Origin of the sequence: Pseudomonas sp. HN2 (genome assembly GCF_020736465.1) — a bacterium.
Taxonomy (GTDB): Bacteria; Pseudomonadota; Gammaproteobacteria; order Pseudomonadales; family Pseudomonadaceae; genus Aquipseudomonas; species Aquipseudomonas moraviensis_A.
On record NZ_CP085885.1, the window covers coordinates 85430 to 100028 of the forward strand.

General features: G+C 60.3%; 14 protein-coding genes. 3 read left to right on the top strand and 11 right to left on the bottom strand.

What is annotated here, in order from left to right; genetic code table 11:
- Positions 1-6: 6 nt before the first annotated feature.
- Both LIS66_RS00405 and LIS66_RS00410 read right to left on the bottom strand, forming a co-directional pair.
- Entirely contained in the window at positions 7-600 is a 594-nt protein-coding gene (locus tag LIS66_RS00405; protein ID WP_065616461.1) for a hypothetical protein, read from the bottom strand.
- Complete coding sequence (locus LIS66_RS00410) at positions 566-1306, bottom strand: SURF1 family protein (protein WP_227973391.1); 741 nt, start codon at positions 1304-1306, stop codon at positions 566-568. Before LIS66_RS00410 ends, LIS66_RS00405 begins: the two co-directional genes overlap by 35 nt.
- Positions 1307-1376: 70 nt before the next feature.
- Here LIS66_RS00410 and LIS66_RS00415 point away from each other — a divergent pair, with 70 nt between their 5' ends.
- Positions 1377-1580 (top strand): twin transmembrane helix small protein, encoded by a 204-nt coding sequence (locus LIS66_RS00415; RefSeq protein ID WP_042609006.1) that lies wholly within the window; start codon positions 1377-1379, stop codon positions 1578-1580.
- An 83-nt stretch (positions 1581-1663) separates the two neighbouring features.
- On the opposite strand, the gene LIS66_RS00420 is transcribed toward LIS66_RS00415, so the two are convergent.
- From LIS66_RS00420 to coxB, 4 genes are all read right to left on the bottom strand, one after another.
- Positions 1664-2551, bottom strand: a complete 888-nt coding sequence (locus LIS66_RS00420) for a cytochrome c oxidase subunit 3 (RefSeq protein WP_227973392.1) — start codon at positions 2549-2551, stop codon at positions 1664-1666.
- Between the two features lie 25 nt (positions 2552-2576).
- A complete protein-coding gene (locus LIS66_RS00425; RefSeq protein WP_016772328.1) occupies positions 2577-3128 on the bottom strand; it encodes a cytochrome c oxidase assembly protein in 552 nt (183 codons plus the stop codon).
- Between the two features lie 155 nt (positions 3129-3283).
- Positions 3284-4870: a cytochrome c oxidase subunit I gene (gene ctaD / locus LIS66_RS00430; RefSeq protein ID WP_042609004.1), complete on the bottom strand. Its 1587-nt coding sequence runs from the start codon at positions 4868-4870 to the stop codon at positions 3284-3286.
- A gap of 82 nt (positions 4871-4952) precedes the next feature.
- Positions 4953-6080, bottom strand: a complete 1128-nt coding sequence (coxB, locus tag LIS66_RS00435; protein WP_042609003.1) for a cytochrome c oxidase subunit II — start codon at positions 6078-6080, stop codon at positions 4953-4955.
- 370 nt (positions 6081-6450) lie between these two features.
- On the opposite strand from coxB, the gene LIS66_RS00440 reads away from it, so the two are divergent.
- Positions 6451-7101, top strand: a complete 651-nt coding sequence (locus LIS66_RS00440; protein WP_042609002.1) for a hypothetical protein — start codon at positions 6451-6453, stop codon at positions 7099-7101.
- A 141-nt stretch (positions 7102-7242) separates the two neighbouring features.
- Here the strand turns inward: LIS66_RS00440 and LIS66_RS00445 are convergent, their stop codons facing one another.
- The 3 genes from LIS66_RS00445 to LIS66_RS00455 form a co-directional block, all read right to left on the bottom strand.
- The gene (locus tag LIS66_RS00445; protein ID WP_083353917.1) at positions 7243-8769 is read right to left on the bottom strand and encodes a SulP family inorganic anion transporter; all 1527 of its coding nucleotides are present in this window, start codon (positions 8767-8769) and stop codon (positions 7243-7245) included.
- Positions 8770-8859: 90 nt separating this feature from the next.
- The gene (locus tag LIS66_RS00450) at positions 8860-9588 is read right to left on the bottom strand and encodes a carbonic anhydrase (RefSeq protein ID WP_064365244.1); all 729 of its coding nucleotides are present in this window, start codon (positions 9586-9588) and stop codon (positions 8860-8862) included.
- Between the two features lie 237 nt (positions 9589-9825).
- Entirely contained in the window at positions 9826-10884 is a 1059-nt protein-coding gene (locus tag LIS66_RS00455; protein ID WP_227973393.1) for a PA0069 family radical SAM protein, read from the bottom strand.
- Between the two features lie 247 nt (positions 10885-11131).
- Here LIS66_RS00455 and LIS66_RS00460 point away from each other — a divergent pair, with 247 nt between their 5' ends.
- Positions 11132-11434, top strand: a complete 303-nt coding sequence (locus LIS66_RS00460; protein WP_227973394.1) for a hypothetical protein — start codon at positions 11132-11134, stop codon at positions 11432-11434.
- 66 nt (positions 11435-11500) lie between these two features.
- Here the strand turns inward: LIS66_RS00460 and LIS66_RS00465 are convergent, their stop codons facing one another.
- Together LIS66_RS00465 and LIS66_RS00470 are read right to left on the bottom strand one after the other, a co-directional pair.
- Positions 11501-12802, bottom strand: coding sequence for a cytochrome c (locus LIS66_RS00465; RefSeq protein WP_227973395.1), 1302 nt, complete (start codon positions 12800-12802; stop codon positions 11501-11503).
- A 12-nt stretch (positions 12803-12814) separates the two neighbouring features.
- Entirely contained in the window at positions 12815-14599 is a 1785-nt protein-coding gene (locus LIS66_RS00470; RefSeq protein WP_064365248.1) for a GMC family oxidoreductase, read from the bottom strand.

Below are 14599 nucleotides of genomic sequence, written 5' to 3' on the forward strand. Positions count from 1 at the left end.
ATGCCCTTATCCGATGTTCGACAGTTTCAGCAGATGACGCAGGTCGTTGAGCAGATCCTTGCCCTTCACATTCGGCTCGTAACGTAATACCAGATTGCCGTGGGGGTCGACGATCCACAGCTGCGGCACGGCTTTGTCGCCGGTGGTCCTGGCAAACACCCCGGCATCCAGTGGGTAACGCTGCAGTTGCGGGTATTCACGGTCGAGCTTGGCGGCGTAGTCGGTGCTCAAAGGTTGCGCGGCGGCGAGGGCGTGGCTGGCGCGCCCGGCTTCGCGGCCGAGGCTGATCTGGATCTGCCGCGCCAGATACACCAGTTGCTGGCAATCGACAGCGCAGTCCTTCGGCGCCGTGACCAGAATCTGCCAGCGCTGCTCATCGGCCTGCACGCCAAGGTCGGCGCGGGTCTGGCCGTTGCCGATCAGTTCGCCGTGGTAGCTGCGTCCTTCCGGCACCCAGAACTGCAATTTGTACATGCCGGTGGCGAGGAGCATCGGCCCGACCACACCGAGCACAATCAACAGCAACTGAATGCGCCCGCGCCGGCGGCTGGGGGCAGGTTTGGCCTCAGACATGCTGGGTGGATTCATGGCGCTTCCCATGGCGTTTCTCCTTTGCGTTGTGCCAGCCCAAATAGAGGTAGAGACCGAGCAACGCCGTGACCATGGCGAACCATTGCACGGCATAGCCGAGGTGTTTTTCCGGGCCCATCGCGACCACCGGCCAGTCCGTTTGATAGCTGGCCGGGCCGGGTTCGGCGCGCAGCTCAAAGGCGAAACCGTCGCGCTCCAGGGTCTGCCACAATTTGCTCGGCTCGACGGCGGTGATGGTTTGCGGCCAGACACTGCTGACCGGATCGGCGTGTAACTGGAACGTCGCGCCGGGAGCGACATAAACCCAGGCATCGAGCGTCAGTGTCTCGGCCGGTGTCGTGAATTGCGGCGGCACGCGCCGATCGGGCCATGGCAGCCAGCCGCGATTGACCAGCAGCCACAGGCCGCTGCGCTGATCCTGAAACGGTTGCAGCAACTCGACGCCGACCTTGCCGCCCCGCTGGCGGTTGTCGAGCAACAGGCTGTGAGCGGCATCGAACTGACCGTGCAGGCGCACGCGGCGATAAGCCGGGTCGGCGCTGCCGAGCAATTCACTGCTGGCCATCGGTTCGCCTACCCGACGTTCGGCGTAACTGGCGAGCAGCGCAGTTTTCTCCGCGCCCCGGCCCAGTTGCCAGAAGCCCAGCGCAACCATCAGCGGCAGCAACAGTGCCACCACGACAGTGGGAATCACGCCCGGGCGAAAGCGCTTCATGGGCGCGCCATAAAGTCAGTCATCGCGATCGCTATACTCAAGTGCATCGCCTGTCCCCCGGAGTCTTGCCATGTTCAAAGCAGCGATCGTCCTGATGCTGATTGCCACGGTGATCAGCCTGTTCAGCGGCCTGTTTTTCCTGGTCAAGGACGACAGCAGCTCCAATCGCCTGGTCATCGCCCTGAGTGTTCGGGTGGCCCTGGCCGTCGTCACCGTCGGCCTGATGGCCTGGGGTTTCTACAGCGGCCAGCTGGTGTCCCATGCGCCGTGGTAGCTGCAAGCTGCACGCGGCAAGCTACAAGTTGGAAGCCATCCCGCTTTGACTTGAAGCTTGCAGCTCGCCACTTGCAGCTGCTGTCAAAGCACATAAACGAAGAAGAACAAGCCGATCCACACCACGTCGACGAAGTGCCAATACCAGCTCGCCGCTTCAAAGCCGAACTGGTGCTCGTTGTCGAAGTGGCCCTTCATGATCCGCATCAGCATCACAAACAGGATGATCGTGCCGATGGTCACGTGGGCGCCGTGGAACCCGGTGAGCATGAAGAACGTCGCGCCGTAGATGCCCGAGCCGAGGGTCAGCCCCAGCTCCTTGTAGGCGTGGATGTATTCCTCGGCCTGGAAACCGAGGAACGCGATGCCCAGCAGCACGGTAATCGCCAGCCACAGTTTCAGCGCGCCGCGATTGCCTTTCTTCAGCGCATGGTGGGCGATGGTGATGGTCACGCTGGAGCTGACCAGCAGGATCGTGTTGAGCAGCGGCAGGCCCCACGGGCTGATGACGTCCTTGGGCGGCGGGAACAGTTTCGGGTCTGGCGTGTGCAGCAGCGGCCAGACGAATTCGAAGTTCGGCCAGAGCATGTGCGCGATGCCTTTCGGCCCTTCACCGCCCAGCGCCGGCCCGGATACGTGGCGCACGTAGAACAGCGCGCCGAAGAAGGCGACGAAGAACATCACTTCGGAAAAGATGAACCAGCTCATGCCCCAGCGGAACGAGCGATCCAGTTGTGGGCTGTACAACCCTGCGCGACTTTCCTTGATCACCGCACCGAACCAGCCGAACAGCATGTACGCCAGCAGCAGGCCGCCGACGAAAAAGATCAGCGGGCCGTGGGATTCCGGACGCGCGGCCTTCAGATCGTTGAACCAGGTGGCGAGGCCGTACACGGTGACGAACATCCCGACCGTGGCGACGATCGGCCATTTGCTCTGGGCCGGGACGTAATAATGCTCATGAGTTGCCATTTATTGTTCTCCTTATCGGCCACGCTCAACCGCCAGTGTTAACAGCTACCGGAGGATGTCGGGCGGTGATATCGAACAGCGTGTAGGACAGCGTCAGGTGCTTCACTTCCTTGGGCATGTCGCGGTCAACGATGAAACGCACGGGCATCTCGATCTGTTCACCGGGCTGCAGCACCTGCTGGGTAAAACAAAAGCATTCGGTCTTGTGGAAAAACGCCGCCGCATTGCTCGGCGCGATGCTGGGCACCGCTTGCGCACTCATCGGTTTGTCGGTGGGATTGCGCGCGATGAATACCATCTCGTTGACCGCGCCGGGATTGGCGGTCAGCTCGTCATGTTTTGGGTAAAAGTCCCAGGGCATGTCGGCGGTGTTGGTTGAGAGAAACTGCACGCGCACCTGGCGCGACGTGTCGACTACTTGCTCGCCCGCGTACTGGCCGCCGGTCTTGCCGTTGATGCCGAAGGCTTTGCACATCACGTCGTAGATCGGCACCAGCGCGAAACCGAAGACGAACATCGCCACTACCACCAGCAGCAGGCGAGTGACGAGTTTCTTCAGCGAGATCGAGTCAGCCATGGTTCATGCCTCCTCCGAAACTGCGAGCAAGCTTTTGTGGCGAGGGAGCTTGCTCCCGCTTGCGTGCGCAGCGCCCACAGAATCTTTGGGGCTGCTGCGCAACCCAGCGGGAGCAAGCTCCCTCGCCACAGGGGATGTGTTAGCAGAAGAGCGTTTCATTTCACTTCCGGCGGTGTGGTGAAGGTGTGATACGGCGCCGGCGACGGCACGCTCCACTCCAGCCCTTCGGCGCCATCCCAAGGTTTGGCCGGGGCCGGTTCGCCGCCACGGATGGTCTTGATGACGATGAACAGGAAGAAGATCTGCGTGGCGCCGAACATGAACGCGCCGATCGACGAGACCATGTTGAAGTCGGCGAACTGCAGGTTGTAATCCGGAATCCGCCGCGGCATCCCGGCCAGCCCGACGAAGTGCATCGGGAAGAAGGTCAGGTTCATGCCGACGAACGACAGCCAGAAATGCAGCTTGCCGAGGGTTTCGTCGTACATGTGTCCGGTCCATTTCGGCAGCCAGTAATAGGCCGAGGCGAAGATGCCGAAGATCGCCCCGGGCACCAGCACATAGTGGAAGTGCGCGACCACGAAGTAGGTGTCCTGATACTGGAAGTCCGCCGGGGCGATCGCCAGCATCAGCCCGGAGAAACCGCCGATCGAGAACAGGATGACGAACGCCACGGCAAACAGCATCGGTGTCTCGAAGGTCATCGAGCCTTGCCACATGGTGCTCGCCCAGTTGAATACTTTCACCCCGGTCGGTACGGCGATCAGCATGGTCGCGTACATGAAGAACAACTCGCCCACCAGCGGAATGCCGACCACGAACATGTGGTGCGCCCAGACGATGAACGACAGGAACGCGATGCTTGCCGTGGCGTAGACCATCGAGGTGTAGCCGAACAGCGGCTTGCGCGCGAAGGTCGGGATGATCTGGCTGACCGCGCCGAACGCCGGCAGGATCATGATGTACACCTCGGGGTGGCCGAAGAACCAGAACACATGCTGGAACAGCACCGGGTCACCGCCGCCGGCAGCGCTGAAAAAACTGGTGCCGAAATGGATGTCCATGAGCATCATCGTCACGCAGCCGGCGAGCACCGGCATCACTGCGATCAGCAGAAACGCGGTGATCAGCCAGGTCCAGACGAACAGCGGCATTTTCATCAGGGTCATGCCGGGTGCGCGCAGGTTGAGGATGGTTGCGACCACGTTGATCGCGCCCATGATCGAACTGATGCCCATCAAGTGGATGGCGAAGATGAAGAACGTCACGCTTTCCGGCGCATAGGTCGTCGACAGCGGCGCGTAAAAGGTCCAGCCGAAATTCGGCCCGCCACCGGGGGTGAACAGCGTCGAGACCAGCAGCAGAAACGCCGCCGGCAACAGCCAGAAGCTGAAGTTGTTCATCCGCGGCAGGGCCATGTCCGGCGCGCCGACCATCAGCGGGATCATCCAGTTGGCGAGGCCGACGAACGCCGGCATCACCGCACCGAACACCATGACCAGGCCGTGCATGGTGGTCATCTGGTTGAAGAATTCCGGCTGCACGATCTGCAGGCCGGGCTGGAACAACTCGGCGCGAATGACCATGGCGAACGAGCCGCCGAGCAGGAACATGCAGAAGGCAAACCACAGGTACAGCGTGCCGATGTCCTTGTGGTTGGTGGTCAGCACCCAGCGCATCAGGCCTTTGGCGGGGCCGTGGGCGTGGTCGGCGTGACCGTGGTCATCGATGACAGCGCTCATGGCCGGTCTCCTTCACGAAAGTGCACGGGGCAGGCCGGGACGTGCTGCCCCGACCGGTTCACTGAGTACGCAATTGACCGGCTCATTTGCTTTCCGCCTGTTTCAGCTCCAGCACTTCTTTTGGCGTGACCATGTCGCCCTTGTTGTTGCCCCAGGCGTTACGTTCATAGGTCACGACCGCTGCGATATCGACTTCCGACAGCTGTTTGCCGAACGCCGCCATGGCGGTGCCGGGTTTGCCGTGGAAGACAATGCCCAGGTGATCCTTGATCGGGCCGGTGGCGATTTTCGAGCCCTTGAGCGCCGGGAACATCGGCGGCAGACCCTGGCCTTCAGCCTGGTGACAGGCCACGCAAGTGGTGTGGTAGACCTTGTCGCCGCGCTCCTTGAGCTCGTCGAGGGTCCACTCCTTGCTGGTCAGTTCTTTGAGTTGCGCGGCCTCGGCCTTGCGCTCGGCGAGCCATTTTTCGTAATCGGCCGGTTCCTTGACCTCGACCACGATCGGCATGAAGCCGTGATCCTTGCCGCACAATTCGGCGCACTGGCCACGGTAGAGGCCGGGCTTGTCGATCCGCGTCCAGGCTTCGTTGACGAATCCCGGGATCGCATCGCGCTTGACCGCAAACGCCGGTACCCACCAGGAGTGAATGACGTCGGCCGAGGTCACCAGAAAGCGCACCTTGGCGCCGGTCGGCAGCACCAGCGGCTTATCGACTTCGAGCAGGTAATGCTCGCCTTTGGCTTCCTTGTTGTGGATCTGCTCGGCGGGGGTGGCCAGGTTGCTGAAGAACTCGACGTCCTGGCCCAGGTATTTGTAGTGCCACTTCCACTGATAACCGGTGATCTGGATATCGATGTCCGGCTCGCTGGTGTCGTACATCTTGATCAGCGTCGCGGTGGCGGGGACGGCCATGGCCACGAGGATCAGCAGCGGCACGATGGTCCACATGATCTCGACGCCGGTGCTTTCATGGAATTTCGCTGCGACCTGGCCGGTGGAGCGGCGGTGCACCATCATCGACCAGAGCATGGCGCCGAAGACGACCACCCCGATCACCACACAGATCCAGAAAATGGTCATGTGCAGGTCGAATACTGCGTGACTGATTTCAGTCGCTCCAGGCGCCATATTCACAGTCCAGGCCGCATTGGCCGGGCTGAAAATCGACCACAACAGGAGGCCCATCCAGACATGTGGATGTCGCATCATTGCGGGTTCCCCTTATCGTTCTTGTTATCCCGCCGGCGTATCGCCTGCGGCAAGGGAGCGGCTGCATCAGACTACGAACTTGAATCGCCGGGCCTTGCTGCGGGTGCAGTCGGGCGTCATCAGCTAACTCCATTCATTGGCGAGTATAGACAGCGCCCGGGAAATGCAACTTGCGCAGGTAAATGAGCTGCAACAACTGGCGCTTGCGTTCAAGTGCCCGATTGGAGAAGGATGCAGACGAGTGGTGGCAAATGGATATAACGCAGCTGCATCAAGGATGAAATAATTATGACAAATGCGTCTTAGCGTTTTTTGTAAGCCAGCTAAGTTATGTCTTCCCTATTTCACTGCCTTGTTTCCTGGAGTTTTCATGAACACCGCCGCATTGCGCGAGCAGATCCAAAAAGCCCAACAGCACGAAAAAGACACCGGCCTGCTGACCCGTCAGCTGGAAAGCAAGCTGCCTCACCTGCACCCGGCGATCCAGTTGCCGGAAGCCGACGCCCAGGGCGTGCTGACGCGTTTTGTCGCCGCCTACATCGATGAAGTACCCGACCTGCTGGACGCAGCCAATGAAGTCGCCAGGGAAGCGGGAATCGAATCGCAGATCAAACCGGTGCTGAAAATCGCCGAGCAGTATTTCCTCCAGCCGCCGGCGATCATGGCCGGACATGTCGGCCTGGACAGCCTGCTCGACGAAGCCTACCTGGCGCACCGTTTTGTCGAAGAGGTCAACGACCTGTACATCAAACACTTCGGCCAGCCATTGATCCCGTTGGACATGACGGTCGCCAACCTGATTGCTCATCAGTTGATCGGTGAGGAGTTCGCCAACCAACTGGACGAGGCGGTGCATCACGCGATTGACGAGATGCTCAATGACGAGAGTTTTGCCCTGGAGTCGGTAGAAGCCTACCGCGAAAAACTCAGCAGCCCGGATACCGGCGCGGCGTGGAAACGCTGGCCGTGCATGAGCCGCCGGTTGGGCGTGGGGCTGGAGCTGGATCAGCCCGCCGCGTAACCCTCATACACCATAGATGCAATGTGGGAGCGAGCCTGCTCGCGATAGCGGTGGATCAATCAACGAAGATGTTGAATGTTCCATCGCCATCGCCATCGCGAGCAGGCTCACTCCTACAGGGGTCGAGTTCAACCCGGAGATTTATCCTGCCGCACCAATCCCGGTATTGGTCCGCACCCGTCCTTCCAGCCTGCGCTTCAACCCGCGCGACTCGATCAACAGCTTCGAACCCTTCGCCGCATTCGCCCGGCCCCATTCTTCCAGCAATTCCAGGCACGAATGGTCGATGTAACTCAGGTTGTTCAGCGGCACATGCACCGTGGTGCCGTGAGGGATGCTGCCCAGCACTTGCGTCAGCGCCGGCACTTTGAGGAACGTCGCTGCACCAACCAGACGCAGTTCCATCTCGCCTTCCTGCGGCAGGTCGATCAGGCTGATCTTCAGACGCGAAGCCTTGAATGCCAGCTTCAACATGGTCAGACCAAAGCCGATCAGCACACCGGTGAGCAGGTCAGTGAAGATGATCGCCAACGCCGTGGCGGCATAGGTGAACATCGGCATCCGTCCGTAACGGCCGAGACCTCGGAAGGCTTTGAGGTCGACCAGTTTGAAACCGGTATACACCAGCACACCCGCCAGGCTCGCCACCGGAATGCTCTGCAGCACACTCGACAGCAACAATACGAATGCCAGCAGCCACAGGCCATGGAAAATCGTCGAGTAACGTGTGGTCGCCCCGGCCTGGACGTTGGCCGAGCTGCGCACGATCACCCCGGTCATCGGCAACGCGCCGACCAGACCGCAGAGCATGTTGCCGACACCTTGCGCCGACAGCTCACGGTCGAAATCCGAACGCACACCGCTGTGCATGCGATCCACCGCTGCGGCGGACAACAGAGTTTCGGCGCTGGCGATAAACGCCACGGCAAACGCGGCAATCAGCAGGGTCGGGTCGGCCAGATTCATCAGGTCGGCAGGTTTCAGCCAATCGATCGCCTCGGCCAGATTCGCCGGTACCTCCACGCGCTTGACCTGCAACGCCAGCATCAGGCTCGCCACTGTGGCCAGACCCACACCGAGCAATGCGCCGGGAATGAAGCGCAGCGAATGCGGGCGGAATTTTTCCCACAGCCACATCACGGCAATCGTCGAAAGACCGAGCAGACCGGCTTGCCAGCCGAACGATGGCAAGGCTTGCGCCACGGCTGCCGGGAACGCCGTGAGGTTGTCCAGACCTGACGGTTGCGGCTTGGCATCGAGCATCACATGCACCTGTGACAGCACGATCAACACGCCAATGCCCGCGAGCATGCCGTAGACCACCGCTGGCGCCGTCACCCGGAACCAGCAGCCAAGCTTCAGACGTCCGGCGACCAGTTGCAGAAATCCGGCGAGCAGCAGAATCGGCCCGAGCATCTCGATGCCGTGCTGGCGCACCAGTTCGAAAACCAACACCGCCAGCCCCGCCGCCGGACCGCTGACCTGCAACGGCGAACCCGCCAGCCAACCGACCACCAGACCGCCGATGATGCCGGTGATCAGACCCTTGGCCGGCGGCAGCCCTGACGCAATCGCGATGCCCATGCACAGCGGCAGGGCGACCAGAAACACAACCACGGAGGCGAGCAGCTCCCGTGGCAACACAGCTTTCAATTGAGCCGCACGCATGGCGATTCTCCCGAAGTTTTCTTCAGGCGTGGCGAGGCCGGGCCGCTGAATCAGCGGCCGGCGTCATACCACACAGATTGTTGGGAAGATTTAGAAGCGCGCTTTGGGCGTCGCCACAGGAATCGGATGGCTGCCGTCGAGAGGCAGGAAACGACCCTGGTCCGCGTCGTAAGCTTTGATTTCGCTGGTTTCGATGTTGTAGACCCAGCCATGGATGAACAGATGACCGTTCGCCATGCGCGAGGCTACCGAAGGATGGGTACGCAAGTGCTGCAGTTGGGCGATGACGTTTTCCTCAGTGAGGATCGGCATGCTTTCTTTTTCGTCGGTGCAGTTGCAGTTGTCGTGCACCATGGTTTTCGCGACTTCGGCGTGGCGCAGCCAGGCTTTGACCGTCGGCATTTTTTCCAGACTGTCGGGGTTGAGTACCGCGCGCATGGCGCCGCAGTCGGAGTGGCCGCAAATGATGATGTGCTGCACGCCCAGTGCCAGTACCGCGTACTCGATCGCGGTGGAGACGCCGCCGTTCATCTGACCGTAGGGCGGAACCACGTTGCCGACGTTACGGGTGACGAACAGATCGCCCGGCGAGCTCTGGGTAATCAGCTCGGGAACGATGCGCGAGTCGGCGCAGGTGATGAACATCGCCTTGGGCGCCTGGGCGGTGGCGAGCTTCTTGAACAGTTCTTCCTGCTGCGGAAAAACGTCATGGTGAAAGCGTAAAAAGCCATCAACGATCTGTCGCAGTGCTGCATCGGCGGATTGTGCTTCAGGGCTTTGCGCCGAGGCAGCCAACGACTGTTTATCCTTGTCACTCATGATTCATCCTCTTGTGCGGATTCAGGGAGTCTTCCCCGGTATTCCGGTATGAAGCCAGTGGCTGTTTAAACCATCCGGGTCATCCCGACCCGTCAGTCACTCGATGAACAAGGTAGCCGCCGAAACTTAACTGAAACTGAATCAAACGCTCTAGAACGTGTGTTCCAGGTCACAAAAAACGTGACTGGCGTGTTTCGGCGGAAGGATTCCAACCCGTCAACCCAAAGCCAATTGTCGCTAAATCAACGACATCTGGCGACCCGGCGGACAGAAGGCCGTGCAATCGAGGTTATAGCCCTCGCGTTTGTTCAGCCCCAGCTTTTTGATGGCCTTGGTAAATCTTTGTGCGAGCAGGTCGGCAAACGGTCCTTCACCGCGCATGCGCGCACCGAAACGGCTGTCGTAGAGTTCGCCGCCGCGACTCTGGCGAATCAGGCTCAGCACATGCGCGGCGCGTTGTGGATAGTGCGCCTGCAACCACTCCTCGAACAGCGGCGCGACTTCCAGCGGCAGGCGCAACATCATGTAGGCGGCACTTTGCGCACCGGCAGCATGGGCTTCGCTGAGCAGGCTTTCGATCTCGCTGTCATTGATCATCGGAATCATCGGCGAGCACAGCACACCCACTGGAATTCCCGCTTCGCGCATTACCCGGATCGCGCGCAGGCGCGCCTTGGGCGCCGCGGCGCGCGGTTCGAGGATGCGTTTGAGCTCGTCGTCCAGGGTGGTCAGGCTGATCATCACCGTCACCAGCCGCTGTTGTGCCAGCTCAGTGAGCAGATCGAGATCGCGCAGAATCAGCGAACCTTTGGTGACGATGGTCACCGGATGCCGGTAACGCAGCAGCACTTCCAGAGTCTGTCGGGTGATCTGATATTCGCGCTCGATCGGCTGATACGGGTCGGTGTTGGAGCCCAGATTGATCGGCGCGCATTGATAGCCGGGTTTGCTCAGTTGTTCTTCCAGGACCTGGGCGGCGTTGGTCTTGGCGATCAGCCGGGTTTCGAAGTCAAGTCCCGGCGACATGTCCCAATAGGCGTGGCTGGGGCGTGCGTAGCAATAGATGCAGCCGTGTTCGCAGCCGCGATAGGGATTGAGCGAACGGTCGAAGGGCAGATCCGGCGAGGTGTTGCGGCTGATGATCGATTTGGCTTTTTCGATGATCACTTCGGTGTTTTGCGTCGCCGGCACTTCCTGATACCAGCCGTCGTCCTCGGCGACCGAACGACTCGGCGCAAAGCGATTGTGAGGGTTGGTTGCGGTGCCGCGACCGCGGGGCGGAACTGGGATGTTCATCGAACGAATCTCTGCTCTGTATATGCATACAGTATCCGACGGCGTGCGTTGTGATCCAGTACCGTTCAGCGATGCTATTGAAAATGGCGGTGTCTTTCTTCGAGGAAGTTCTGGGTGCGACAAGTTTTTTCGCTGACTGACGACAAGCCAAGATACAGATGCCTAATTGCTGAACGCAGGTCCGCTATATAGGCTCTGGAACTACCGGCAACAGACTCCGGCCGACTAATTAAAAGGATTTGATTGAATGTCTTACTTGAATCAACGCGGTGTGTTCCTGCAAATGATGCAGCCGAATATCACCGATTCCAACACTATTGTTTCGCTGCAGCTGGCGCGCAAGGAACTGGGCTGGGACGCAGAGCAACAGCTGTCGACCGAAGCGCTGGTCGATTCGATTTACGTCGTGGCGGTATCGGCCGACAAGGGCAAGACCTTTACCATTCGCACCGATAAGAAAGATGTCGACGGTGACGGCGATATTGATAGCGATGACAAGGCAAAGTTGATCGCCCTGGCCAAAGCTTATGTGGCCATCATAAACCCATAAGCTGAAATTATCGTCACAAACCTAATAAAACCCCCTGCGTGAGTACATCATGCAGGGGGTTTGTTTTTAGTTATGTTGGGTGACTTGGCCGAGATCATCGCCGGAGGTATTTTGCATATCTTCGCTGCGCAGATGCGCAACGTCCTTGGCGCTGACCGGCGCACCTTTATTGCCCCAACTACCACGAATGAAGCTCACCACATCCGCCACTTCCTGATCCGACAGGCGCCAGGCGAAGCCGGGCATGGTGAACGTCGATGGCGCCGTGTGAGTAGCCGGCAAGGTTCCGCCCTTGAGCACGATGTGGATCAGCGAAGTGGGATCGTCCGTCTGCAGCACCGGGTTGCCCGCCAGCGCCGGGAACACCCGGGTGTAGCCATGGCCGTCGGTGCGGTGGCAGGCCGCGCAGTTGTCGATGTACACCGACGCGCCACGCTGGCTGTCATCACCGTTCCACAGGGCTTTCGCCGCTTTCTCGTCGTACCGATGCGGCTGATCCGCAGGATCATTGGCCGGCAGTGACTTCAGATAGCGGGCAATCGCGGTGAGGTCGGCGTCGCTCATGTATTGCATGCTGTGAGTGACCACATCGCTCATGCCGCCGAACACCGCGCTGCGATCACTGCGTCCGGTCTTGAGGAATTGCACCAGTTGCTCTTCACTCCAGCTGCCGAGGCCATCCTTGTGATCACCACGCAGGCTCTTGGCGATCCAGCCTTCCAGCGGTGCACTGCCGGCAAGAAAATGTTCACCGTCCGCCGCGCTCAGGGCTTTTTCCTGCATGGTCAGCGCGCGCGGGGTGTGGCAGGCGCCGCAGTGGCCGAGGCCTTCGACCAGGTACGCGCCGCGATTGATCACCGCGTCGCTGCCTGTGGCCTGATAATCCTCGACCTTCGGTGCAAACAGCCAGCGCCAGCCCATCAGCGGCCAGCGCATGCTCAACGGCCATGGAATGTCGCTGGCCTTGTTCTCCTGCGCCACTGGTTCGACGCCGTGCATGAAATACGCATACAGCGCTTTCATATCGCTTTCGTTCACGCGGGCGTAGGACGGATAAGGCATCGCCGGATACAACGTACTACCGTTTTTGGCGACGCCATGGCGCACGGCCTGATCGAAATCTTCGAAGCTGTAATCGCCGAGGCCAGTTTTGTCCGGCGTGATGTTGGTCGAGTAGATCGTACCGATCGGCGTTTCCATCGGCAGCCCACCGGCGAACGGCTTGCCGCCCTTGGCCGTATGACAGGCTACGCAGTCGCCCGCGCGGGCGAGGTATTCGCCTTGTTTGATCAGATTCTGATCAACTTCAGCCGCATGAACTGAAGTGCTGCCAAGCACGGCGAGAGTGGCGATAACGAGAGTCTTCATGGTCATCGCTCCTTAAGCCTGCACCAGCGGGCCGGGGTTTTTCAGGTATTGCTCGCGGATCGCTTTCGCCGACCAGTAGGTCAGCGCCGCTACCAGACCGGTCGGGTTGTAGCCCAGGCCCTGCGGGAAGGCCGACGCGCCCGGGACGAACACGTTGTGCACATCCCAGCTCTGCAGGTAACGGTTGAGCGCGCTGGTCTTCGGATCGGTGCCCATGATCGCGCCACCATTGAGGTGGGTGGTCTGGTACGAGGCGGTGTTGAAGTGGTCGCCCACTTGCTTGCCGATCACCGCAATGGCTTTCGGGCCCATGGCTTCGGCGATCTTGCCCATTTTCTCGACCATGAAACGGTTCATCTTGATGTCGTTTTCCTGCCAGTCGAAGGTCATGCGCAGCAACGGCAAACCGTAGGCGTCGCGGTACACCGGATCGAGATCGAGATAGTTGCCGCGGTACGACTGATGCGCGCCGTGGGCGTCCATCGACACCTGATGGGTGTAGTAATCGGCGGTAGCGCGTTTCCATGCACTGCCCCAAGCCGGTGTGCCTGGCGGGTTAGAGGTGCCGGCAATCGGCCGGCTGCCGGCCTGATTGACCCACATCGGTGAGCCGCCGACGAAGCCGTGCGGGCCGTGATCGAAGTTGTCGGCGTTGAAATCGTCCACCGCCACGCCGTTGCCGCCAGCGCCGATGAAGTTGTTGGTGTGGGTGTCCTTGTCGAAGAACGCCTTGATGGTCGCCATGTTCTGGTAAGCGAAATTACGCCCGACCACGCCTTCGCCGCTGATCGGGTCGTAGGGTTTGCCGATCCCGGAGAGCAGCATCAGACGCACGTTGTGCAACTGGAACGCGCCGAGGATCACCAGATCCGCCGGCTGCTCGATCTCGCGGCCCTGGCCGTCGATGTAGGTGACCCCGGTGGCTTTGCTTTTGCTGCTGTCGAGGTTGACTCGCAGCACATGGGAGTTGGGCCGCAGCTCGAAATTCGCCAGCGGCTTGAGCGCCGGCAGAATGTTCACGTTCGGCGAGGCCTTGGAATACATGTAGCAGACGTAGCCGCTGCAGAATCCGCAGAAGTTGCACGGGCCCATCTGTGCGCCGTAGGGATTGGTGTACGGCCCCGAGGTGTTTGCCGAAGGCAGGTTGTAGGGTTTGTAACCGACTTCCGTCGCCGCTTTGCCGAACAGCTGGGCGGACACGGTGTTTTTCTGCGCTTCAAGCGGGAACGGATTGGAGCGATCTGCCGCGTAAGGGTTGCCGCCCTTGCCCTGACCGACCAATTGGCCCTTCACGGTCCAGGCCTGGCCAGAGGTGCCGAAGACTTTTTCCGCAAAGTCGAAAAACGGCTCCAGCTCTTCATAGCTGACGCCGAAGTCCTGAATGGTCATGTCCTTGGGGATGAAGCTTTTGCCGTAGCGTTCTTCGTAATGGCTGCGCATGCGCAACTCGATCGGATCGACACGAAAGTGCACGCCGGACCAGTGCAGTCCGGCGCCGCCGACGCCATTGCCCGGCAGGAACGCGCCCAGTTGGCGGTTGGGCAGGGCGATATCGTTGACGCTGTGGCGAATGGTCACCGTCTCTTTCGAGATGTCCTGAAAGAGTTTTTTGCGCACGCTGTAGGTGAGTTCGTCGATCACCTGTGGATAGTTGCCGTCGGGGTAGGTGTCCTGCATCGGCCCGCGCTCCAGCGCCAGCACGTTGAGACCGGCCTCGGTGAGTTCCTTGGCCATGATCGCGCCGGTCCAGCCGAAACCGACGATGACTGCATCCACCTTCTTCATTACCGTTGCCAT

Coding starts and splice junctions, on each gene's coding strand:
- LIS66_RS00465 (WP_227973395.1), bottom strand. CDS start 12,802: ATGAAGACTCTCGTTATCGCCACTCTCGCCGTGCTTGGCAGCACTTCA.
- LIS66_RS00425 (WP_016772328.1), bottom strand. CDS start 3,128: ATGGCTGACTCGATCTCGCTGAAGAAACTCGTCACTCGCCTGCTGCTG.
- LIS66_RS00405 (WP_065616461.1), bottom strand. CDS start 600: ATGGGAAGCGCCATGAATCCACCCAGCATGTCTGAGGCCAAACCTGCC.
- LIS66_RS00460 (WP_227973394.1), top strand. CDS start 11,132: ATGTCTTACTTGAATCAACGCGGTGTGTTCCTGCAAATGATGCAGCCG.
- LIS66_RS00420 (WP_227973392.1), bottom strand. CDS start 2,551: ATGGCAACTCATGAGCATTATTACGTCCCGGCCCAGAGCAAATGGCCG.
- LIS66_RS00455 (WP_227973393.1), bottom strand. CDS start 10,884: ATGAACATCCCAGTTCCGCCCCGCGGTCGCGGCACCGCAACCAACCCT.
- coxB (WP_042609003.1), bottom strand. CDS start 6,080: ATGATGCGACATCCACATGTCTGGATGGGCCTCCTGTTGTGGTCGATT.
- LIS66_RS00450 (WP_064365244.1), bottom strand. CDS start 9,588: ATGAGTGACAAGGATAAACAGTCGTTGGCTGCCTCGGCGCAAAGCCCT.
- LIS66_RS00445 (WP_083353917.1), bottom strand. CDS start 8,769: ATGCGTGCGGCTCAATTGAAAGCTGTGTTGCCACGGGAGCTGCTCGCC.
- LIS66_RS00410 (WP_227973391.1), bottom strand. CDS start 1,306: ATGAAGCGCTTTCGCCCGGGCGTGATTCCCACTGTCGTGGTGGCACTG.
- LIS66_RS00415 (WP_042609006.1), top strand. CDS start 1,377: ATGTTCAAAGCAGCGATCGTCCTGATGCTGATTGCCACGGTGATCAGC.
- LIS66_RS00470 (WP_064365248.1), bottom strand. CDS start 14,599: ATGGCAACGGTAATGAAGAAGGTGGATGCAGTCATCGTCGGTTTCGGC.
- ctaD (WP_042609004.1), bottom strand. CDS start 4,870: ATGAGCGCTGTCATCGATGACCACGGTCACGCCGACCACGCCCACGGC.
- LIS66_RS00440 (WP_042609002.1), top strand. CDS start 6,451: ATGAACACCGCCGCATTGCGCGAGCAGATCCAAAAAGCCCAACAGCAC.